Annotated in this window: 19 protein-coding genes and 2 pseudogenes; 14 read left to right on the top strand and 7 right to left on the bottom strand. The window is 39.4% G+C overall.

The window, feature by feature from the left end; all coding sequences use genetic code 11:
- The first annotated feature begins 475 nt into the window (after window positions 1-475).
- The 3 genes from ACX27_RS18035 (at window position 476) to ACX27_RS35365 (ending at window position 2,727) form a co-directional block, all read left to right on the top strand.
- On the top strand, window positions 476-1,648 hold the full coding sequence (locus ACX27_RS18035; protein ID WP_062294821.1) for an FIST signal transduction protein: 1,173 nt from the start codon (window positions 476-478) through the stop codon (window positions 1,646-1,648).
- A 124-nt stretch (window positions 1,649-1,772) separates the two neighbouring features.
- Window positions 1,773-2,453, top strand: coding sequence for a sensor histidine kinase (locus ACX27_RS35370; RefSeq protein ID WP_335337708.1), 681 nt, complete (start codon window positions 1,773-1,775; stop codon window positions 2,451-2,453).
- A 7-nt stretch (window positions 2,454-2,460) separates the two neighbouring features.
- Complete coding sequence (locus ACX27_RS35365) at window positions 2,461-2,727, top strand: sensor histidine kinase (protein ID WP_335337835.1); 267 nt, start codon at window positions 2,461-2,463, stop codon at window positions 2,725-2,727.
- 22 nt (window positions 2,728-2,749) lie between these two features.
- On the opposite strand, the gene ACX27_RS18025 is transcribed toward ACX27_RS35365, so the two are convergent.
- The 3 genes from ACX27_RS18025 to ACX27_RS18015 all read right to left on the bottom strand — a co-directional run bounded on the left by ACX27_RS18025 (window position 2,750) and on the right by ACX27_RS18015 (window position 4,721).
- Window positions 2,750-3,013, bottom strand: a complete 264-nt coding sequence (locus ACX27_RS18025) for a hypothetical protein (protein WP_062294820.1) — start codon at window positions 3,011-3,013, stop codon at window positions 2,750-2,752.
- Between the two features lie 126 nt (window positions 3,014-3,139).
- Window positions 3,140-3,790 carry a hypothetical protein gene (locus ACX27_RS18020; RefSeq protein WP_062294819.1) on the bottom strand — a complete coding sequence of 217 codons (651 nt, stop codon included), beginning with the start codon at window positions 3,788-3,790 and terminating at the stop codon, window positions 3,140-3,142.
- A gap of 280 nt (window positions 3,791-4,070) precedes the next feature.
- Window positions 4,071-4,721 (bottom strand): hypothetical protein, encoded by a 651-nt coding sequence (locus tag ACX27_RS18015; RefSeq protein ID WP_062294818.1) that lies wholly within the window; start codon window positions 4,719-4,721, stop codon window positions 4,071-4,073.
- 512 nt (window positions 4,722-5,233) lie between these two features.
- Here ACX27_RS18015 and ACX27_RS18010 point away from each other — a divergent pair.
- The 5 genes from ACX27_RS18010 to ACX27_RS17990 all read left to right on the top strand — a co-directional run bounded on the left by ACX27_RS18010 (window position 5,234) and on the right by ACX27_RS17990 (window position 13,951).
- Window positions 5,234-8,113 (top strand): tetratricopeptide repeat protein, encoded by a 2,880-nt coding sequence (locus ACX27_RS18010; RefSeq protein WP_062294817.1) that lies wholly within the window; start codon window positions 5,234-5,236, stop codon window positions 8,111-8,113.
- A gap of 101 nt (window positions 8,114-8,214) precedes the next feature.
- Entirely contained in the window at window positions 8,215-10,860 is a 2,646-nt protein-coding gene (locus ACX27_RS18005) for a chloride channel protein (RefSeq protein ID WP_062294816.1), read from the top strand.
- Between the two features lie 331 nt (window positions 10,861-11,191).
- The gene (locus ACX27_RS18000) at window positions 11,192-11,659 is read left to right on the top strand and encodes a DM13 domain-containing protein (protein WP_062294815.1); all 468 of its coding nucleotides are present in this window, start codon (window positions 11,192-11,194) and stop codon (window positions 11,657-11,659) included.
- 151 nt (window positions 11,660-11,810) lie between these two features.
- Window positions 11,811-12,524 carry a DUF4079 domain-containing protein gene (locus ACX27_RS17995; RefSeq protein ID WP_062294814.1) on the top strand — a complete coding sequence of 238 codons (714 nt, stop codon included), beginning with the start codon at window positions 11,811-11,813 and terminating at the stop codon, window positions 12,522-12,524.
- Window positions 12,521-13,951: a sensor histidine kinase gene (locus ACX27_RS17990; protein ID WP_062294813.1), complete on the top strand. Its 1,431-nt coding sequence runs from the start codon at window positions 12,521-12,523 to the stop codon at window positions 13,949-13,951. Before ACX27_RS17995 ends, ACX27_RS17990 begins: the two co-directional genes overlap by 4 nt.
- A 118-nt stretch (window positions 13,952-14,069) precedes the next feature.
- Here the strand turns inward: ACX27_RS17990 and ACX27_RS33990 are convergent.
- The 3 genes and pseudogenes from ACX27_RS33990 to ACX27_RS30995 all read right to left on the bottom strand — a co-directional run.
- A pseudogene (locus tag ACX27_RS33990) lies at window positions 14,070-14,171 on the bottom strand (IS1/IS1595 family N-terminal zinc-binding domain-containing protein); the annotation flags it as partial.
- Window positions 14,172-14,267: 96 nt separating this feature from the next.
- Window positions 14,268-14,312, bottom strand: a pseudogene (locus tag ACX27_RS33985) (hypothetical protein); the annotation flags it as partial.
- Window positions 14,313-14,328: 16 nt separating this feature from the next.
- Window positions 14,329-14,814 (bottom strand): TetR/AcrR family transcriptional regulator, encoded by a 486-nt coding sequence (locus tag ACX27_RS30995; RefSeq protein ID WP_083468761.1) that lies wholly within the window; start codon window positions 14,812-14,814, stop codon window positions 14,329-14,331.
- Between the two features lie 131 nt (window positions 14,815-14,945).
- Between ACX27_RS30995 and ACX27_RS17980 the strand changes: the two genes are divergently transcribed.
- From ACX27_RS17980 to ACX27_RS17950, 6 genes are all read left to right on the top strand, one after another.
- Entirely contained in the window at window positions 14,946-15,899 is a 954-nt protein-coding gene (locus ACX27_RS17980; protein ID WP_062294812.1) for a Rieske 2Fe-2S domain-containing protein, read from the top strand.
- Window positions 15,900-16,329: 430 nt separating this feature from the next.
- Window positions 16,330-16,575 carry a photosystem I iron-sulfur center protein PsaC gene (psaC, locus tag ACX27_RS17975; protein WP_012411495.1) on the top strand — a complete coding sequence of 82 codons (246 nt, stop codon included), beginning with the start codon at window positions 16,330-16,332 and terminating at the stop codon, window positions 16,573-16,575.
- A 764-nt stretch (window positions 16,576-17,339) separates the two neighbouring features.
- Window positions 17,340-17,807: a DUF4383 domain-containing protein gene (locus ACX27_RS17965; RefSeq protein WP_062294810.1), complete on the top strand. Its 468-nt coding sequence runs from the start codon at window positions 17,340-17,342 to the stop codon at window positions 17,805-17,807.
- Window positions 17,808-17,970: 163 nt separating this feature from the next.
- Window positions 17,971-19,839 (top strand): glutamine--fructose-6-phosphate transaminase (isomerizing), encoded by a 1,869-nt coding sequence (glmS, locus tag ACX27_RS17960; RefSeq protein ID WP_062294809.1) that lies wholly within the window; start codon window positions 17,971-17,973, stop codon window positions 19,837-19,839.
- 183 nt (window positions 19,840-20,022) lie between these two features.
- Window positions 20,023-20,274: a UPF0175 family protein gene (locus ACX27_RS17955; protein ID WP_062294808.1), complete on the top strand. Its 252-nt coding sequence runs from the start codon at window positions 20,023-20,025 to the stop codon at window positions 20,272-20,274.
- The gene (locus ACX27_RS17950; RefSeq protein WP_062294807.1) at window positions 20,267-20,752 is read left to right on the top strand and encodes a PIN domain-containing protein; all 486 of its coding nucleotides are present in this window, start codon (window positions 20,267-20,269) and stop codon (window positions 20,750-20,752) included. Before ACX27_RS17955 ends, ACX27_RS17950 begins: the two co-directional genes overlap by 8 nt.
- Before the next feature lie 176 nt (window positions 20,753-20,928).
- On the opposite strand, the gene ACX27_RS17945 is transcribed toward ACX27_RS17950, so the two are convergent.
- Window positions 20,929-22,278, bottom strand: coding sequence for a hypothetical protein (locus tag ACX27_RS17945; RefSeq protein ID WP_062294806.1), 1,350 nt, complete (start codon window positions 22,276-22,278; stop codon window positions 20,929-20,931).
- Window positions 22,279-22,338 lie beyond the last annotated feature (60 nt).

Here is a 22,338-nt window from a genome sequence, read left to right as displayed (position 1 = left end):
TCGCTTATATACTACAGAAATAATCTACATTACTACATTATCTCATTTCGGAAAAGTTAGCTCTAGTATTATTTATCACAAATATTTTTATAGCGATCGCTCGTTCATATCCATAATTTAAGTACAAATTAGTATTTTTCATCAAATTTTAAAAAACATGATCTTCCTAGCCAATTCGTAGCTGAAATACTGCGAATGATTACGATATGTTACTTATTTTTTTATGACAATCTCCAAGTTAATTTGAACTGGATATGAGTTATTGAATGATAGTTTACTGAAAAATTTATATTAGTAGCGTTATTCTCTAGCAATTTATGGGAACTCTGAAAATAGTTGATTTATCAGGTTTACACGAATTTTAATGTAAATTAATTTATCTAACTGTTAAGCAGGTAATAATATTTTGATTTGAGTTGAATTTCTAGCTTTGCTTTACGAAATAAACACATTTTTAATTAATTGAGAGGATGTAATGTTAAAAGTGATTCTTGGTCATAGCGATGACCCCGATACTCAAGAAGCAACGAAAGATGTAATAGATAGATGTGTGAGTCAATTACGTGATTTACCGGGAATACCAATCAAGGCTGGTATGATATTTGCGGCGATAGATTTTGATCACGCACTGATTCTCAAAGAAATTCAGCAAGTATTTCCAGAGATTGACTTGATTGGTTGTACTACAGATGGTGAAATATCTTCAATATTGGGGTTTCAGCAAGATTCTTTGACGCTGATGCTGTTCTGTTCTGACACTATAGATATTCATGCAGGGATAGGGTACGGAGTCAAAGAAAATTCCTTGGCGGCGGCGCAGCAAGCAGTACAACAGGCTATGCAGAAGTGCAGCACTCCAGCGAAATTATGTGTCACTTTACCTGCTAGTTATTTAGCAGATGGTTCTACTACCAATGGCGAATTAATTTTGGCAGGTTTGAAATCAGCTTTAGGTTCTGAAGTGCCAATTTTAGGTGGTACAGCAGGAGATCAATTTAGGTTTAAAACAGCTTATCAATTTTTTGGAAATGAAGTTTTTACAGATGCACTCCCGATTTTGATTTTTTCTGGGGATATTTTGTTTTCTTATGGGACTGGCTGCGGTTGGACACCCATTGGACGCAAGAGTATTGTGACAAAATCTCACGGAACGGTGGTTGAGGAAATTGATGGAGTCTCAGCACTAAAATTTTATCAGCGATATTTGGGCGATCGCCAACCAACAGCAGAAAATCCTTTAGCAGTATACGAAGGAAATAGCGATCGCTACTATATGCGAGTCCCGAATACTTGCACACCAACTGGTAGTATTAATTTTTTGGGTAGTGTACCAGAACAAGCTACAGTTCAGATGACCGACTTTAACCGTGATGATGTTCTTTATGCTGTCAAAACCTCACTTCAGAGAGCATTAAAAAACTATCCCGGCAAAGAACCAGATGCTATCTTACTATTTTCTTGTTGCTGTCGGCGTTGGTTATTAGGCACAAGAGCCAAAGAAGAGTATCAAATTATCAAAACAGAACTTGGTAAAGAAATTCCGATTTGTGGGTTCTATACTTACGGTGAATTTTCTCCCATCCAACCACAAGGTTATACATATTATCATCAAGAAACATTTGTGACTTTGCTAATCGGCACAAAGTAAAGAGTTATGCAAGATATAGACTACGATGGCAGACTCAAGGAATTAGAAAAAACTGTGCGAGTTTTACAAAAAAAAATTAGAGCGTTCTGAAGCAGACCGCCAACAATTAGAGAATGCTAGTGAAGTGAGAGAAGTGATTCTTAAAAATGTGATTCGAGAATTAGAAGCATCACAAATTGCTTTAGAAAATCGCGGTCAAGAATTAGAAAATATTTTGGGCAATCTCAAATCTTTACAAATCAAACTAGTAGAATCTGAGAAAATGTCGGCTCTGGGAGTTTTAGTAGCGGGAATTGCTCATGAAATTAATAATCCCGTTAATTTTATTTATGGTAATTTAAATTATGCCAATAAATACTTTCAAGATGTCCTAGATTTAGTAGAAGTTTACCAAAAGCATTATCCCAAACCAGCAATTGATATCCAGAGAAAAATCCAAGAAATTGAATTTGAGTTTATCCAAGAAGATGCACATAAGGTATTTCAATCAATGATGTGTGGTGCAGAGCGCATTTGCGAGATTGTCAAATCACTACGAACCTTTTCTCGCCTGGATGAAGCTGAGTTTAAGACTGTTAACATTCATGATGGAATTGATAGTACCTTAGTAATTTTAAATAATCGCTTCAAGGCATCATCTAATAAGTTAAGTGACATTAAAATTATCCGTAATTATGGAAAACTACCATTAGTTGAATGTTATGCAGGGCAACTTAATCAAGTATTCATGAACATCTTAGTTAATGCGACTGATGCTTTAGAAGAAGCAGTAATTAAAAAAAAAATATACTCAAGAGGATTTTAATCCGAAAATTGAGATTGCAACTAAAGTTATCCATCATGATTGGATAGAAATTAGTATTGCTGATAATGGTTTAGGAATTGCAGAAACAGTGCAGACAAAATTATTCGATCCGTTCTTTACGACTAAAGATATTGGCAAAGGTACAGGTTTAGGTTTATCTATTAGTTATAAAATTATTGTTGAATTGCATAGAGGTAAATTAGAATGTCATTCAGCGCCAAAAGCAGGAGCAAAGTTTATTATTCAAATTCCTATTAAACAATCTAAAAAATAATTTACTTAAATATTTAGTTTGATTAATGAAAAAATATATTATAAATAGATGATGAATAATCTATGCCATGAATATTGTTATCATGATAGCTAAACGAATGGTTAACAGCTTCATAAGTAATATCTCCTCCTGTAGAATTGATTGATGCACTGTCAGTAAAATTATTGATATAAAAACTATAAGGATAGCCACCTCCTTGTATAGTTTTGGCTTGTATAGATTTGAGGTGATCTAAAAATGAGTTAAATTTTCTAGTAACCAAATTATCAATTACAATTTTTGCCATTGTTGTTGTTGATTTTCAGTAATGAGAAGGGCATTTTAAATTCCGAGGCTATCTTTTGATTATAATCAGTTAAGTTTCTGTGCAACTAATAATAAATAAGTTTTTTAGACATAATTTTACTGTATTTCAAGCCCGGACTCGAATAATTGTCACGCCACTAATGGCTGCATAAATGGGTGAATAGGCTACAAGAAAAACTGGAAGACTATAAATACCAGCTAAATTCCGTACCCCAAAAATTATAATTATCGCAGCGATTAAAAACACCACAATATTCATAACTATCCACAATGCTGCTTGTGGAAGTTTCAATCTGAGTGCTAAAGATTGGAGAATTCCCATTACCAACGCCGCTATGATTAAGCCAGTAATAGAACTAGCGATCGCTCCTCTATTATCCCAAAGAGAAAGAGTTTGACCAACTCCCCAGGTAGTAGACATCACAAAAGCAATAGTGAAGGCAATTCCAACCCAGCTAAAAGCACTGGCAAGTATCCACCAAAAACAATTGGTAAACCATCTCTGCAAAACAAACCATTGAAATATCCCAATCACTACACCAGCCACCACCGCCGCAGCGACCATACTACCATGCACTACATATAACAAGTTTTGACCGTACAGTCCCGGTAAAGCTAAGGAAGGTAACAACATACTCCCTATACTAATGGCTATCAATCCTACACCAGTGCCAACAAATCCACCAATAATAAAGCCGATTACTGTTAACAGCATCCAGCGTCCCAATACTAAACTCAAAGAATTTTTATCACTCACGGTTTAACTCCAATTTTGATGACAACCCATTACCAATTAAAATAAAACCCTCAGACTAAAGTCTGGGGCTATACCAACCAAGCCTGCACTCCGCAGGCAATTATATGCTTCTTTTTATCAATTTTGGATAAATGGGACTTGCAAGTGATTTTGAGGCGGGATTTGAGCTAAATTAAGTATTTTCTGATATCGGCTGGCATGAGTATCAATTTTAGAAAGCGATAGTCATAATGATTATTTTACTGTGATTCAATCCCGGATTCGCATAAGTGTCACGCCACTAATGGCTGCATAAACTGGTGAATAGGCTGCAAAAAAAAACTGGAACACCAAAAATTCCCCCTGCACCCCGTACCCACAAAATTATAATTACCGCAGCGATTAAAAACACCACAATATTCATAACTGTCCACAATGCTGCTTGTAGAAGTGTAAATCTGAGTGCTAAAGATTGGAGAATTCCTATTACTAAAGCCGCTATGAGTACGCCAGTAATAGAACTAGCGATCGCTCCTCTATTATCCCAAAGTGTTGTTTGCAAAAATGTCCCATCAGGTTGACCAACTGGCCCGGCAACATGGGTATAGGTCAAAACAGACATGGTGAAAGCAATTCCAGCCCAGCCAAAAGCACTGGCAAGTATCCACCACAGCCTACGGGTAAACCATCTCTGCAAAATAAACCATTGAGATATACCAATTATTACACCAGCCACCACTGCCGCAGCGATCGCACTACCATATAGTAGATAACCAATAGCCCCTTGACCTTGCGCTCCCGGTAAAGGTAAGAAAGCTAACAACATACCCACTACAGGAATAGCTACAAATCCTACACCAGTGCCAACAACGCCACCAACAATAAAACCGATTACTGTTAACAGCATCCAGCGTCCCAATACTCCTAAACTCAAAGAATTTTGGTCACTCACGGTTTAACTCCAATTTTTATCACAACCTATTACCAATTAAAATAAAACCCTCAGACTGAAGTCTGGGGCTACACAAACCAAGTCTGCACTTCGCAGGCAATTATATGCTTCTTCATATCGATTTGGTATAAGTCCTATATTTAAAACTCTCGCGCGAGTATCAAAGACTCATTCACAAAGATCAAAGATTCTCGCGCGAGTATCAAAGACTCATTCACGAAGATCAAAGATTCTCGCGCGAGTATCAAAGACTCATTCACGAAGATCAAAGACTCATTCACGAAGATCAAAGACTCTCGCGCGAGTATTTAAGACTCATTCACGAAGATCAAAGACTCTCGCGTGAGTATTTAAGACTCATTCATGAATATCAACTAATAGCGAAAGTCCCAGGGAGTGAACTGAAATAGATTTCGCTTGAAGTTATCTTTAGATAACTAACGCTATGAGACTTGCAATTGATTTTGAAGCGGGATTTAAGCTAAATTAAGTATTTTCTGATATCTGCTGGCATGAGTATTAATTTCAGAAAGCGATCGCTCACAGATGGCAATCGGGCGTTACAGTTATTTACAGACCGTCATGAATTGACTCGCGTGTTTGCGGCTTATATAAATGAGGAGCCAGCAGCAGAAACTATATTATCTTTTTATGGTGATGGTGGTAACGGCAAATCTTTACTGCTGAAATTTTTACGCACCAAGTGTTGTAAGCGGTTCGGTGCGGATATTTGGCAGAAACTCAAGACAAAAACGGCGGCGGAAGTGGCGGAAGATATTGAGTTTGCCCATAGTTGGGAGTTTGAGCAAGTACCAGCAATTTTACAAGACTTTGGACTAGCACCGAATGGCGATGATCAACCCCAAGACCCATTTTATGGCTTGTTGATGCTCAGGCGATCGCTGGCACGGGCGGCGACAGAATTAAACTATCGGCTACGCTTTCCCTTGTATGATTTTGCCTGTGTGTGGTATCTCAAGCAAAAAAATCGCCTCACGCCGGAGAAGTTACAAGAATGGTTTCCCAGCGAGGAAGTTGATTTATTAATTGAAATCGGCAATGCTATTAGCGGCACATCTTGGGGAACTATTGGGAAAGCTGTCTTTGGCATTTTTGACAAGCACTTGGGAGAGAACTTTCAGCTATATTTACAACAACGAAAGCTGAATGAAACCGATGTGCAGGAAATTCGGCGGATGGATGCGGAAACGGAATTAATCAACGAACTCCCCCGCTATCTGGCGCAAGATTTGAATGTGGCGATGTTGCAAAAGAAAGCACCGCCAAGAATTGTCTTGTTTTTCGATACTCATGAAGCTTTTTGGGGAAGTCAACGGCAACAAACAGGCATACTATATTTTCAGCGAGATGAATGGCTGCGGTATTTTTTAGCCGAGTTGGAATTATCAAGGGGGATAGTCGCCGTCATCGCTGGGAGAGAAGCACCGCGTTGGGAGGAAGCTGATAATTTTCCGATTCCGCAACAATATATAGATACTCAGTTAGTCAGTCATCTTTCCCCGACTGATGCAGATGTGTATTTACAGCGTGCTGACATTAGGAATGAAGAATTACGACAAAGTGCGATCGCCTACTCTAGTGTGAGAGAAAATCAAGTACACCCGTTACTATTGGGTTTGTCTGCGGATGTGATTTTACAAGCCCAAGCACAACGAGTTACCCTCACCGCAGCAGATTTTCCCAAGACAGCCGAGACGGTAGATAAAGCCAAAATTTTGATTAACCGACTGCTGAAATATGCAGATAGAGAAATTAGTTATGCGGTTCACGCTTTAAGTGCTTGTCGCTCATTTAACTTTGAAATTTACCGCCTGCTGGGTACAGAATTACATTTCACATCTAGCAAACCAGCCTTCGACATCCTCACAGAATTTTCCTTTGTTTGGGATGTGGAACAGCTAGGAGAAGACTGGTATCGCATCCACGACTTACTGCGGCGGTTAAACTATGAAACCAATAACGAAATTACTCAACAGGCTCATGTTGTTTTAGAACAACACTACCGCCAACAAGGACAAGTCGCAGAAGCAATATATCATGCTAACCGTTTAGATTGGCGACGGGGTATAAATGAGTGGGTAGAAGTGTTTGAGGAAGCATTGCGCCTGAGTCGTCATCAACAATGTCGCTCACTGTTGGAAGTCAGGAGTGAGTTAATAATTAACAGCGATTTTCAACTGGGTAGAATATCCCAGTTTGAAGGTAATTACTATGCTCAATTAGCGAAATATTCAGCAGCACAAACAGAATATTTAGAAGCTGTGGCTGCATACAACCAAGAATTAAGCATCACCCCCGATGATACCGCCACCCTCAACAACAGAGGGGTAGCGTTACAAAATTTAGGGGAATTGCAAACCCAACTAGCCCAGCATCCTCAAGCCATCCAATCTTATACCGATGCAATCACAGCCTACAACCAAGCCCTCACTCTTGCTCCTGACTACATTGATGCTCTCAACAACAAAGGAAATGCGTTAGCAAAGTTAGGAAATTTGCAAACCCAACTAGCCCAGCATCCTCAAGCCATCCAATCTTACACCGATGCGATCGCTGCCTACGACCAAGCCCTCCGCCTCGCTCCTGACTACATTAATGCTCTCAACAACAAAGGAAATGCGTTAGCAAATTTAGGGGAATTGCAAACCCAACTAGCCCAGCATCCTCAAGCCATCCAATCTTACACCGATGCGATCGCTGCCTACGACCAAGCCCTCCGCCTCGCTCCTGACAACAACTACGCTCTCAATAACAAAGGGATAGCGTTACAAAGATTAGGAAATTTACAAATCCAACTAGCCCAGCATCCCCAAGCCATCCAATCTTACACCAATGCGATCGCTGCCTACGACCAAGCCCTCCGCCTCGCTCCTGACTACATCTATGCTTTCAACAACAAAGGAAATGCGTTAAAAAAGTTAGGAGATTTGCAAACCCAACTAGCCCAGCATCCCCAAGCCATCCAATCTTACACCGATGCGATCGTTGCCTACAACCAAGCCCTCAATCTTGCTCCTAACTACATCCAAATTCTCAACAACAAAGGAGAAGCGTTACAAAGATTAGGGGATTTGCAAACACAACTTGAACACCATAACCAAGCTATACAGTCTTATCAAAATGCGCTCAAGTTCTACAACCAAGCCCTAAACCTTGCTCCTGACTTCACCTATGCTCTCAACAACAAGGGTACAACGTTACAAAGTTGGGGTAAATTACTTTTACAGTTATCCCAACAACCAGAAGCAGTCAACCATTTACAAGCAGCATTAGCCGCCTTTAATCGCTCTTTCGCCATAGCTCCCGGTGATGAGTTTGTTCGCAATTGGAGAGATGAATTACAAGAATTGCTGGATAATTTAGTCAGTTAAAAGAAATTCTATCTGCGTTCATCTGCGGTTAAATTTATTAGATCCTCTTTTCAAGTTATAACTATGAATAGAAATCATAAATAAATTATTAAATTTATATGATGTTGCTTCCTGCTCTGAGTCAGCGTTTGCGTCGTTGGTGGCAGCCAAGAAAAGGTTTAGCGATCGCGGAAGCTTCTATCATTGGGATTGTAGCGGCTTTATCTGCGGTATTCTTAAAATTCAGTTCTGGATGGTTGGGAGCATGGCGCGTACATACTTCCCATATTCTCCCTGCATGGATAGCATTACCAGCAGTAGGTTTAGTGTTTGGCTACCTGGCTGGCTGGTTAGTGCAACGGTTAGCGCCAGAAGCTTCTGGTAGTGGCATTCCCCAAGTCAAGGCTAACTTAGCTAATGTACCCATAAAATTATCTTGGCGGGTAGCGGCTGTAAAGTTACTCAGTGCCATGATTGTCATTGGTTCGGGGGTAACTTTAGGCAGACAAGGCCCCACAGTGCAAGTTGGTGCAAGTTTAGCCGCAGGAATGAGTCGCTTTGTTCCCACTTCCCCAGATCATCGGCGACAGATGATAGCTGCGGGTGCAGGTGCAGGTTTAGCAGCAGCTTTTAATGCTCCCTTAGCAGGTGTCATATTTATTATTGAAGAATTACTGCAAGATTTATCTGGCATAACTTTAGGAACCGCCATTATCGCTTCATTTATTGGCGGTGTTGTCTCACGATTATTGGGTGGTCGCAGTTTACACTTAAATCTGCAAATGCTCCAATCTTCAAGTCAGTTTTCTCTACCAGAAATTCCATTTTTTTTAATCTTAGGTATTGTCGCTGGCTTATTAGGGGCGTTATTTAATTACGGTTTAATTTTTAGTATCAAATCTTATCAGAGATTACATGTTAGTTTGCCGCTCAAAGTTGCCTTGGCGGGATTTATTTCGGGAATTATCGTCGCTATGTTGCCCGAATATTTTCGCAATAACACTGGCTTACGGGAATATATAATTACTAGCGGTTCTAGTGGTTCTGTTGCGGCGATCGCATTTATTGCTCAGTTTATCCTCACCTTAATTGCCTTTGGTTCTGGTGCGCCGGGAGGATTATTTGCACCCAGTTTAATTTTAGGTTCTTGCTTAGGGCATGTTGTTGGTGTTTGGGAAGGTCATTTACTGGGAGTAGGTTCGCTACCTACTTATGCTTTGGCGGGAATGGGGGGATTTTTTAGCGCCGTTTCTAAGGTTCCCATCACCGCAATTGTGATTGTCTTTGAAATGACTACAGACTTTAACTTGGTTTTACCTTTAATGATTGTGGCTGTAGTCGCATACTTAGTTGCAGATAAAGTCATGCCAGGTTCACTCTATGATCGACTGTTGCAATTAAAAGGTATTAATCTCAGCAAAGTCGCCCCCACAGAAGCTATTTTAACCACATTAACAGCTAAAGATGTTATGCAAAAGCAAGTGGAAACTTTGGATGCAGACATGACTTTAGAAGAAACAAAACAAGCATTCTCCAGTTCTCATCACCGGGGTTTTCCCGTAGTCAAAAATAGCAAATTAGTCGGGATTGTTACCCAATCAGATTTAACAAAATTAGCTAATCGCAATTTGCCAAACAATACCTTATTAAAAGAAATCATGACTACTGCACCGATAACGGTCACGCCAATACATAACTTGAGTAATGTATTGTATTTACTTGACCGCTATCAAATCAGTCGTTTACCTGTAGTAGATAAACGAAAATTACTTGGAATTATTACCCGCGCCGATATTATTCGTGCTGAAGCTGACCATCTCAATGGTAAAAACATTACCCCAGCACCACAAGCAGATCCATCTTATGTAGTTTACCAGACGCGATCGCCCAGTATTGGTAGAGGCAGATTATTAGTCCCAATTGCTAATCCTGATACTCTACCTATTCTGTTAAAAATGGCCACCGCTATTGCTCGTGAGCGCCATTATGAAATAGAGTGCGTCCAAATAATGTTAGTATCACGCCACAGTTCTCCAGCCGAAACACCAGTCAGAACTGCCAAAAGTCGGCGTTTACTGCGACAAGCTGAAGTTTTAGCGAAAAAATGGCACATTCCCTTACATACACAAATTCGTGTTGCCCATGATGCTTCTCAAGCCATTTTAGAAACTATCCACGAACGTCACATAGACTTGATTTTAATGGGTTGGAAAGGTAGCACATCCACCCCAGGGCGAATTTTTGGCGACATTGTTGACACCATAATTCGTCAAGCAACCTGTGATGTAGTACTAGTAAAACTGGGTAATTATCAACAGTCAACTATCAATAGTCAATTGTCAACAATTTCTCCTACTCTCCAATTCAATCGTTGGTTAATTCCAATGGCTGGTGGCCCTAATTCTAAATTTGCGCTGAAATTAATCCCGGCATTGGTAACATTAGGAAATGACCCAGAAATTCACTTAACACAAGTATTCAAGCGATCGGAATTAAAACCAGATATCCAAATTTTAGACAAAGCCATTCATCAACTGATGCGTCATCGTCACTTATCTAGCACTGCATTTGTCGCTACACCAGTACAGGCTGATTCCGTGGCTGAAGGTGTAATTCACTTAGTCGAACAAGAAGGATTTGATGTTGTAGTTTTGGGTGCTACCCGCGAAGGCTTACTACAACAGGCAATTCAAGGTAATATTCCGGAAGCGATCGCCTCTAGTGTAGAGAGTACAGTCATTTTAGTACGCGGTGCAATTAATACTTAAATTTAGAATTGCTTTATAACTGTTAAAATTACTAGGGGAAGCATTGTTAGATTTTGCCACAGTTGCCGAGTTAGAGGTTTGCTTAAGTCAACAACAAAACATTTAACTATTATCACTAAATTTTGCAGTGTATAGACTTTGCTTATCATACTAGAAGAGTATCAGGTTATTATTTCTTTTGCTAAGAATTAAGTGAGAAATTAACTAGAATTAAATTCTGCTAAAAATGGCTGAACTAAATTTTTAGCTAATTCTCAGCGTAATTTAATATTCATCATCAAAGACAGCTATAAATTTTTCTCATATAGCAGTAATTGAGGATGTAAACACTATGAAGTTCAATAGTTTAGCTATCCTAGGAATGATTGCAACTGTTAGTCTTGCTTCTATTCAAGAAGTAACTGCATATCAGACATCAACTTCTACACCTGTTGCTCAAACTTCAATTAATCAATTAGCTGCGGCTGTAGGTCAGTCTGCTAACTTTCGCAACGGCGAACACGCAACTCGCGGAACAGTTAGCATTGTTAGCAGAAACAGAACCAGATATTTACAATTTAGTCAGAATTTTAAAACCAGTAGTGGCCCTGATGTGTTCGTGATTTTACATCGTTCTGCTGCGCCCAAAATCTATGGCTTAAGAGCCAAAGATTACGTTTTAGTTGGTCGCCTGAGAAGATTTAGTGGTAGTCAAAGCTATGCTTTACCGGGAAATCTTAACTTGTCTGGATATAGATCAGTAGCGGTTTGGTGTCGGAAATTTAATGCTACTTTTGGTTATGCCAGTCTTGGTGGTTAAACACTGTCTCAACCCATAACTAACTGTATGGGTTGAGTTTTTAAGATTTAAAATTGGAATGTTGAGGAATATTTAGTATCTTTGAAAAAAATTGATAATTTTCAATACTAAACACATTGCAAATTCACAATAATTATAATACAAAAGATTTATGGAAACAGCAGATTTTCTTGGACTTGTACATCCAGCGATCGCAGTTATTTTTGTCTTTCCGTTAATTGGGAATGTTGCTAATTTTGCTTGGCAAACTCGTCAACGGCGTTTACAAAATTCAACCGAAGGTAAGAGTAAAATTCCGCCAGTGGTTGGTAAAGAGCATAAACAATTAGGTGATTGGTTAACCAGTGCTGTTGTTGGCTTAACATTAGTCGGTTTAGCCTATCCCATTGGTAAAAATATTATCAAAAAGCAATTGTGGAATACTGCTAATTTCCAAGTAATTTTTATCATATTAATGTTTGTGGCGACTATTGCTTCTTTAGTACTACTTTATCAAGCTAAAAATAAATCATGGCGAGCTATTTTTGCGACCTTAACTGGTATTGGTTTAGTAGTTCTAGGCTGTCAAGATGGAGTCTATCGACGGACTAATGAATGGTATTGGTCACACTACTATATTGGCATTACCGCATCTCTACTGATGGTTTTTTCCTTAGCAATTGTGCAAGATATTTATAAGTCTCATCGCTGGCGGGTAATTCATACAATTTTAAACTGTGTTGCTCTTTTACTGTTTATTGGACAAGGATTAACAGGTACAAGAGACTTATTAGAAATTCCCTTGAATTGGCAGGAACCTTATATTTATCAGTGCGATTATGTAAATAAAACTTGTCCAACACCCAACCCTCAAGCACCGAAGTGAACCAAATTCAGAAAATATTTCGGGTCATTGATCCTTTTTCATTACGTGTTCGACTGACAATTGGTATTGCTGCGGTTTCGGCTTTAGGATTAGGTAGCCTAGCTATCTGGACAAGCTGGAAAATGCAGCAATTTTTAATTAATAGTTATAAAAATAATATTCAACAAATTACCCAACATTTGCCTTATTATGTAGAGCTTTATACAGAAATTTTACCTGAAGAAAATGGGCTGCAAAGGGCAATTAATAATTTAAGTACTACAAATACATATTTATGGGTAAAAAATCCTAAAAATCAGATAATAGCTCAATCAGATAACTTAAATAAGTTACCGTCAAAAAAAGTAGCTGAATTAATGGATTTAACTTATACATCCATGAAACCCATAACCCAAGAAATGGGGAAAAGCTACTTTGTGATGTGTGGTAATTCTTTAAGATTACAAGGTCAGACTGTGGGAGCATTATTTGTTGTGCAGGATGTCACCCAAGAACAAAGTATGTTTTTAGTGATTGTGCAGAGTTTGGGAATTGGCAGTATTGTCACTATTACAATTATTTCTGTAGCGATCGCATTTTATATTAAACGTTCTCTGCAACCCCTCCGTCAGTTAAGTCAAATGACAGAAGTCATTTCCCTCGCAGACTTAGGACAAGCACAACTGTATTTAGACAATGCACCCAGCGAAGTTCGAGAATTAACTCAAACTTACAACATGATGTTATCGCGGCTGTTCCAATCTTGGGAGCAAGAGCGACAATTTGTCAGTAATGTATCTCACGAATTACGCACACCCCTAACCATCGTACATGGTTATTTGCAAAGTGTTTTGCGACGACAGCATAATTTAACTGAAGTGCAACGAGAAGCTTTAGCCACCGCCGCCGCCGAAGCCGAACGCACCATTCGATTATTACAAGATTTACTTGATTTAGCCAGGGCGGATAGTGGTAATTTGCTATTTCGCCTCGAAAATTGCTCATTAAATGACTTAATTACCGAAGTTGTGGTGATGGCGAAAACTTATAGCGATCGCCAGATTACAATTGAATCTACTAACCCAGCAATTGCAGCGAAAGCAGACTACAACCGCCTCAAACAAGTTTTAATTAATTTAGTTGATAACGCCTTTAAGTATTCTGCGCCAGAAACCCCTGTAACTGTCAAATTTTATCAACAAGCCGACCAAGCCATTGTCGAAGTTTGCGACCAAGGCTATGGTATTCCTTTACAACATCAGTCACGGATTTTTGAGCGATTTTACCGCATCGATGAAGCCCGCAGCAGTTCCACCGGTGGCTGTGGTTTAGGACTATCAATTGTCAAAACCCTAGTCGAAGGTATGAATGGTCATGTAACAGTGCGATCGCGTTTAGGTGAAGGCAGTATATTTACAATTACCCTACCAGCTTACTCATCAAATTAAACAACCCCTTGCCCCCCTATCTCCCTTGTCCCCTTTGTCCCCTTTCCCTCACACCCCTACACCCAATCTCCACAAACAACTTCGCTGCACAAGTACCAAATAACTACAAATTCAACCTTTCCAAAAACTGCTTACCACAATCTTTACAGAGATAGCGTTGCTTTCCGTGACGATGCCCATTTTTTGATAACCGTGATGACTGGCAATAAGGACACATCATTACTTTCATTACTTGCTGCGGCAAAGTGTATGGTGTTAAATATGCAATTAACAATGTTTTGAGTTCGGCGTAAAGGGTTTGACGTTTACTCTCATCCTGTTTTAGTGCATTCAACAGCAAAGCGTTATAAGTTCGATGCACCGTTTCAGATAAAAGTTCACTTTTTTCTACAGTTAAGTCTGGGTTCCACTGGCGAAAAAAAGGCGGCGAATTGTTGAATTAGTTGCTTATCAAAGTTTTCGTCAAATAATTTAAATAATTCCGGTGCGACAAAATACTGAATATAGACAACGCGAGGGATGGGATCTGCAAAATATTGGGCGTAAGTATCTACCGTACACTCAATAAACTTTAATAATGATTCATGCTTATCATCTGACTGCATAAGCTTGATATGAATTTCTGTCACCCGTTCCATGTGTATAGCTTCGAGTGCATGAAATATGGCGAGTTTATCAGGAAAAAACTGATACAGCGAACCAATGGCTGTTTCGGCTTTCGCTGCAATTTGATGGGTAGTTGCAGCTTCATAACCCACCTCTGCAAAAACTTCGGCCGCTGCTTGGAGAATTTTTTCAACCCTTTGCTGACTCCGCTTTTGCTTGGGTTGACGGCGCATCAGATCAGGTTTACTTATAGCCATAGTTCTTGACAAACATGAATAATCTGTCGTATTTTGAATACAAATATGAAAGTTTTGTCACAATTTACTTTAACTCTTGCAAGATTATAGCGATCGCTATAGTCTCACATAACTTTAACTAGGAGACTTTTATGGCAGTCATTCTCCCTGGCGCACCGTGGTTAATTGCCCACCGTTCCATGCTGGGTATTAACAAGCCTTATAAAGTGGCGCTGAATGGTCAAGATTATGTCCTCTGGCAAAATCAGCAAGGTGAAATTTTCGCCCTAGATAACGTTTGTCCCCACATGCAAGCACCTTTATCTGATGGCTGGATTTGCCAAGAACGAAATACAATTGCTTGTCCCTTTCATGCCTTAGAATTTGATGCACAAGGAAGGTTGCATCAGTCCGGACAAATAGGTACTCAACCACTGTTAACTCCCCTAGAACTAATCATCAAAGATGACTGTATTTGGACTTATGCTGGTCATGTACCAAAAATTCCCATCCCAGACCTCATCTCAAAAGTAAGTGCAGGTATGAGTTTTGTCGGTGTAGCTGGGGAAAAAAGCATCCGCGGCACTTTTTTAGATAACTTGTTAATTAACTATGATTACAACCATCAAAGTGGTACACACCGCGACTTATTTGGGATTAAAGCTAATCGCGTCCCGGTGTTTGAGCATGAAGGATATTGGCTCAAAGTTGTCCAGGAACTAGAGCGTGAGGATAGCACCTGGAATGATATCATCCGCAACCCTGTTGTTTTGACCGCACCTAAAACCTACACTGGCATCTTAGAATATGCGTTTCCTTCACTGCTAACTTTTCGCACCTCTTTTTTACTAGGAGAAATTTTGCAGGTGCATATCTTATATCCAGAAACAGAAACGCAAACTAAAACCTTTGTGTTGGTCTTCAGCAAACCTAAACATCCAGTTCTGCTACCTTTATTAAGACGCTCAATGTTGAGTGCAGTCACAACTGTTGTTGAGCAAGATACACGCGCTATAGAAACATCATATCCTCGTCAAACACCCAAAATTCGCCTACCAAAAGAGGAAATTATGTTTCATGCTCAAAAACTGTATCAAGATTGGTAATAAGTAGAACGGTGTAAATAATTGTAGTTAGGAAAAGGCAGGAGGCAGAAGGCAGGAGAAAAGAGGATTTTAGCCTAATTAGAATTTCTTAACATACTTTGGTTTTTTCCCACCCACTTACTTATGGCAATTATTTGCTGGTAAATGTAATTTGTTGTGGAACGCCAGCCCCTACCCGCTACTGTTTTTATTTACATATCTTTACACCAACTAATTGAAGGTAGTTAACAAATGAGGGAAACACGCTGCTCTTCTGTAGCTGATTTATAAGGAAACAGAGAAATTTCGCAAATTTTAACTTTAAAACGTGCCTATTACATTGTTTAAAGTTATGTAGCCTTTTACTTACGCGGGATAAGCCACTGCGGTAAACTATGCCTTGATTATGATTCTTTCGCAGAGAAGAGAACTCGAAAGGAGCCTTTTTTCAATGTCTCATACCGTAAAAATCTACGATACCTGTATTGGCTGCACTCAATGTGTTCGCGCCTGCCCCACCGACGTGCTAGAGATGGTACCCTGGGACGGCTGTAAAGCTGCTCAAATTGCCTCCTCACCCCGCACAGAAGACTGCGTTGGCTGCAAACGTTGTGAAACTGCCTGCCCCACCGACTTTTTGAGCATCCGGGTTTACCTGGGCGCTGAAACAACTCGCAGCATGGGTCTAGCTTATTGATGCGGAATTTATTCTAAAATTTCTCATCAGACTCTCAATTAAGTGTCTCCATAGCAAGCTTTTTTAGCACTGTAGGGTGGGTTCTGCCCACCTTACTAGGGTAAAACTTCAAAAATCATAAACATACCTTAGTGGCAGAAGGAGCAAGTTGCTCCTTTTTTTTTTGTGAGAACTTATGCTCAAAGATTATCTGTGGAGATAGGGTGTGGGGGTGAAAGGGTATAGGGGTTTTGAATAATACAAATTCACAATTAAAAAACTTAGATAATGAACAAGATTTGGGGGATTCTCCCCCAAACCCCCGATTGGGGGACGGTTGCGTTCCCCAAGCCCCCTGCAAAATCATTCTTGCGTTTTTTGTTGAGTCATTATTTTTTGGTTTTGTGATGATTTACTTTTTTTTATCTGAACCGTATTGCCCTAAAACCGATATAAAACCTTTATTAGGGCAATTGTAAAGATATAAAGGTGTAAGCGTATACACAGCTTTTACACATCTGTTAAAGGCAGAGGTAGAAGCAAAATAGAACCAGAGTAGGAGTAAAGAACCGTAACTCTAAAGTTGTATGGAGATAGTCTTGGAAATTTTTGTTAATTGCTAGTACAGGTTGGCGTAAATAAATAGACCATAAGAAATTGCGAGAAAGCTTGTGGTATCACTATTCTTTCTTTTTCCTTTTGACCTTTTACTTTTGCCTTGTTGTACTAGTCAATTGTTGGGCTTGAAAAATTTCCGATTGTTCTAAACAACCAGGAGTTCGATTATGAAGGCAGAACAGTACAAAGCAGGACAGTACTTCGCCTTAATTATTGGCATTATCTTTACTGTGATTGGTGTTATGGGCTTTATTCCTGTGTTGAAGACAGAGCCTACGGTTACACCTGATATGGCTGGACTTTCATTTACAATCGGATACGGATATCTGTTAGGATTATTCCCCGTCAACGTTTTACACAATATTGTTCATTTTGTGGTGGGAATTGCAGGAATTTGGGCATCTGTTTCATTAGGTAGCGCCCGCCTCTATAGTGGAGTATTAGGACTGTTCTATGGCTTGCTAACTGTGATGGGGCTTTTTCCTCCTACGCAGTCAACTTTAGGCTTTATTCCAATTTTTGGGAATGATGTCTGGCTTCATGGAATTACTGCTGCGATCGCTATTTATTTTGGCTTTTTTGCTACACCAAATTTATTAGAACTACGCACAGGACAAAGCAGCATTCGTAGTTAGATATAAAAATAACTTGTAATGAGATTGAGTGGGCTAGTTATTTAATTTTGGCTGAGTTTAATGTAATTTCTCTTCCTATACCCTTATACCCCTATACCCATACACCCCTTTTAACAACATCTATACTGGATTTAATAATCCTAAAACCAAAATGGTGTGAGCAATGTGTGGAATCGTTGGGTATATCGGCACTCAAGCAGCAACAGAAATTTTACTGTCTGGACTGGAAAAACTAGAGTATAGAGGCTACGATTCTGCGGGAATCGCCACAATTTGGGAAGGTGAAGTTAATTGTGTTAGGGCGAAAGGAAAACTACATAACCTGCGTTCTAAACTCGAACAGCTAGAAAATCCGGCTCAAATTGGCATTGGTCATACTCGCTGGGCTACTCATGGTAAACCAGAAGAATATAATGCTCATCCCCATTTGGATACAGCATTACGTATTGCGGTGGTTCAAAATGGCATTGTGGAAAATTACCGCGAGTTACGGGAAGACTTAAAACAAAAAGGACACCAGTTTCGTTCGGAAACTGATACAGAAGTCATTCCCCATTTGATTGCAGAATTATTAAAAAATCCAGATTTAAATTTTTTAGATGCAGTTCGTCAAGCTGCTAATCAGCTAGAAGGTGGATTTGCGATCGCAGTTATTTCGGCTGATTACCCCGACGAGTTAATTGTAGTGCGTCAACAAGCACCTTTAGTAATTGGATTTGGTCAGGGCGAATTTTTCTGTGCTTCTGATACCCCGGCGATCGTTGCTTACACCCGTGCCGTATTACCTTTAGAAAATGGGGAAATTGCCCGTCTCACACCATTAGGTGTAGAGATTTACAACTTTGCAGGCGAGAGGTTGAAAAAACAACCCCGGATGCTCAACTTGAGTCCCACAATGGTGGAAAAGCAGGGATTCAAACACTTCATGCTCAAAGAAATCTATGAGCAACCAGGAGTGGTTAGAGCTAATTTAGAAGCATATTTTCATAATTCAACTGATGCGTCAGTGTCACCTATTAACCTCGGCTTGTCTGAATCACTCTACGCAGATTTAGAACAAATTCATATCGTCGCTTGTGGTACAAGTTGGCACGCCGCTTTAGTTGGCAAACACTTATTAGAACAATTAGCAGAAATTCCCACCCAAGTACACTACGCTTCGGAATATCGCTATGCACCATCACCATTAACACCAAATACATTAATTATTGGTGTTACTCAATCTGGTGAAACTGCTGATACATTAGCAGCTTTAGCAATGGAAAAAGAACGCCGCCAAGGTCAAGAGGCGAAATATCAAGCGCGACTTTTAGGGATTACCAACCGCCCAGAAAGTAGCCTTGGCCACATGGTTCCTAATATTATTAGTACCTTAGCTGGGATAGAAATTGGCGTAGCAGCAACAAAAACATTTATTGCCCAATTGATGGCGTTTTATGCTTTAGCCTTAGATTTAGCTGCCCGTCGTCAAACAATTCCCAAAGAAACTGTAGAGCAAATTATTAACGGACTGCGACAAATTCCTCAAGAAATTGAAGAAACATTGGCAAGCCAAGAACGTTTAACAGAACATTTAGCCCATGAATTTGCTGATACTCAAGATTTCATCTTTTTAGGAAGAGGAATTAACTTCCCCATTGCGTTAGAAGGGGCTTTGAAATTAAAAGAAATTAGCTATATTCACGCCGAAGGTTATCCGGCTGGCGAAATGAAACACGGCCCCATTGCATTATTAGATGCTAAAGTTCCGGTGGTGGCGATCGCTGTTCCTGGTAATGTGTATGAAAAGGTCATTTCTAACGCCCAAGAAGCCAAAGCCAGAGATTCACGCTTAATTGGTGTAACACCTGTAAAAGACGGTGAAGCGGCAGAAATATTTAATGATTTACTCCCCGTTTCATCAGTGGATGAATTATTATCACCCATTCTGACAGTAGTACCATTGCAACTATTGGCTTATCACATTGCCGCCCGTCGCGGTTTAGACGTTGACCAGCCTCGGAATTTAGCAAAATCGGTGACTGTGGAATAAATTAATTCGGATTTTCTTTAAGTAATATTTGTAGAGTAGATGAGATAATTTCTGGATGTGATTATTATATTACATCCAGAATTATTTTTTGGGCATTGTTTACAATAATGCTATGTCAACACTAACACTGAGTTGTAATAGCAAGAAAGAAAGGTCTTGGATTTTAATTAACTGGAGAAAACTATGACCAGAGTAAATCTAGACTTACCCGAAGAAGTATTCTCAGCCCGCCGTCTTCCCCCAGATGAATTTGTGCGTGATATGCGGTTGGCTGCTGCTATCTACTGGTATCAAAAGGGTGAAATCTCCCAGGAAAAAGCTGCTCAAATTGCAGGTTTAAATCGCCGTGATTTTCTTGCAGCCCTTACTCGTGAGCAAGTAGATGTGTTTACCGTAGACTTTGATGACTTGCAACAAGAGTTAAACCGTGGCTGAACGTCCTGCAATCAACACCTCTCCACTGATTTTTTTAACCAAGGGTGGCTTTCTCGACCTATTGCAGATAGTCAGTCCAGAAATTATTGTCCCCCAGGCTGTAGCCAGTGAAATTCAAGCATACGGGCAGACGGATGTAACTGCAATGGCGTTAGCAACTACTTCTTGGCTGGTAGAGGTTGCGACACCATCCGTTCCCGCAATTATTCAAAGCTGGGATTTAGGTGCTGGTGAATCGGCTGTGTTAACTTGGGCTTATGTAAATACTGGCACAGAGGTAATACTTGATGATTTAGCAGCCCGTTATTGTGCAGTAGCTTTGGGAATCCCAGTACGGGGAACTCTAGGCATAGTTCTCACTGCCAAACAACGGGGGGTAATTCCAGCAGCGCGTCCTGTGGTTGAACAGCTGCGTCTCTGTGGAATGTATCTGTCTGACCGAGTAATCAATCAAGCATTGGCATTAGTAGGGGAGTAAACAGAGAGTGCGTTTAAATTGTTTAGCCGCTTAGTCTTAGTTAATTACGAGAGATTTATTGTTTGAGGAATACAAATTGCTCAACCGAATTATATCATGTCGGGTTAAACACTTGTCATTACGTAGGCGCAAGCCTTTCCACAGGGTACGGAGTGATAGCACACAAGAAAGAGTTTTTAGCGGCGAATTTTTTTAAATAATATCCAGGCGATTATACTGGTAAGCACTCCAGCAACAACGCTTCCGCCAAAGACTGTTGTCAGGAAAAAGGGTGTTTCTTTTTGTGGTGGATATTGACTAACTAATATTGAAGATGCAATTTGGCTGATTGCTAACCCGATACCAACACTACCGATAAGATTTTCTAAATTGCGATCGCTTTTAGTTCGCTCAATATCGATAATACCTTGTATGGTCTTAATGTAATTTTCCATTAATGTTAAACCAGGGCTAAAGTTAGCTTGGTCAGTTTCAATTTGGGCTAAAAACTTTTCTTTAGTATAGTTACTGAATATTTGCAAAAATTCCCAATCGCTATTACTATCTAACTTTATAAGTTCTTGGTAACGTTTTTGATAATTGTTTATATTTACTTCTATTGTGCGTCTTTGGTCATCTAAATACGCTAAATTATTAGTATATTTCAATAAAATTTCTGGTGTGTTTTTCAGGAAAGTTTCTAATTCATTAATTTTAATATCTGGTTTTTTCAAGTTAGCATTCAAATTATTTACAATAGCTTGTGCTAGTTTAGCTGCTTGTTTTAAATTATCTTTAATTTCCTGACTTTGAGAATTAGCCCAATGGATTTTATGGCGGTATCTTAAAAGTTGGAGTAATTGAGGAGATAACTTGCTGCTAATTTCTCTAATTGCATCGGTTTTGATTTGATAAGGAAACAAACAAATTAATAGATGATAACTATCATGCAAGTTTGGTGCTTTTGCTGGAAGTCGTTGCAGTTCAAATATAGTTCCACCAAAAAACTTATCTTGACCGATAAAATCATTTTGCCAATTTTGCTGCGGATGCAATTTTAACTGGGCAAAACATTCTTGTGCTGTGGCTTGGGGGTCTTGATTATCTGTAGATAACTGACCCCAAATTAACCAACTTTGACCAAGTTTGCCATTTTGATGATTGATTTTAGTCAGAATTTCTGTTTGTAAATTATGCAAACAATCAATGGATTGTGGAGAGTATTTGTAATCGGATATATAGTTAGCAGTACAGTCTACTTGCAGTGCGTAAGTGTCTCCCAGTTGGACGGGATAGTAATAACCATTTAAAGGACTGGGAAAAAATTCATATTTTTTATGACCTAGTAATTCAATATAATCGTAACTATCTGTTTCTGCTTGGGCAAGTTCTTCAATCTTTTTACTATCTAACTGATTACCATAAACTTTTTGCCAAAATAGTTGACGATTTTGTTCGAGTTTTTCTTCATCCTGTCCCAAACCAGATTTGAGGTCATAAAGAAATAAATCGAGGGTTGGATAAATTAATTGATAATTTTGATTCATAATGTTTTTGTTTCGCGCAAAGGCGCAAAGACGCAAAGAAAGACGCTAGAATTATGACTT

Source organism: Nostoc piscinale CENA21, assembly GCF_001298445.1.
In the GTDB taxonomy this organism is placed as follows: domain Bacteria; phylum Cyanobacteriota; class Cyanobacteriia; order Cyanobacteriales; family Nostocaceae; genus Nostoc_B; species Nostoc_B piscinale_A.
Note: the sequence above shows the minus strand (reverse complement) of the source record. Positions and strands in the feature narration are given on the sequence as shown.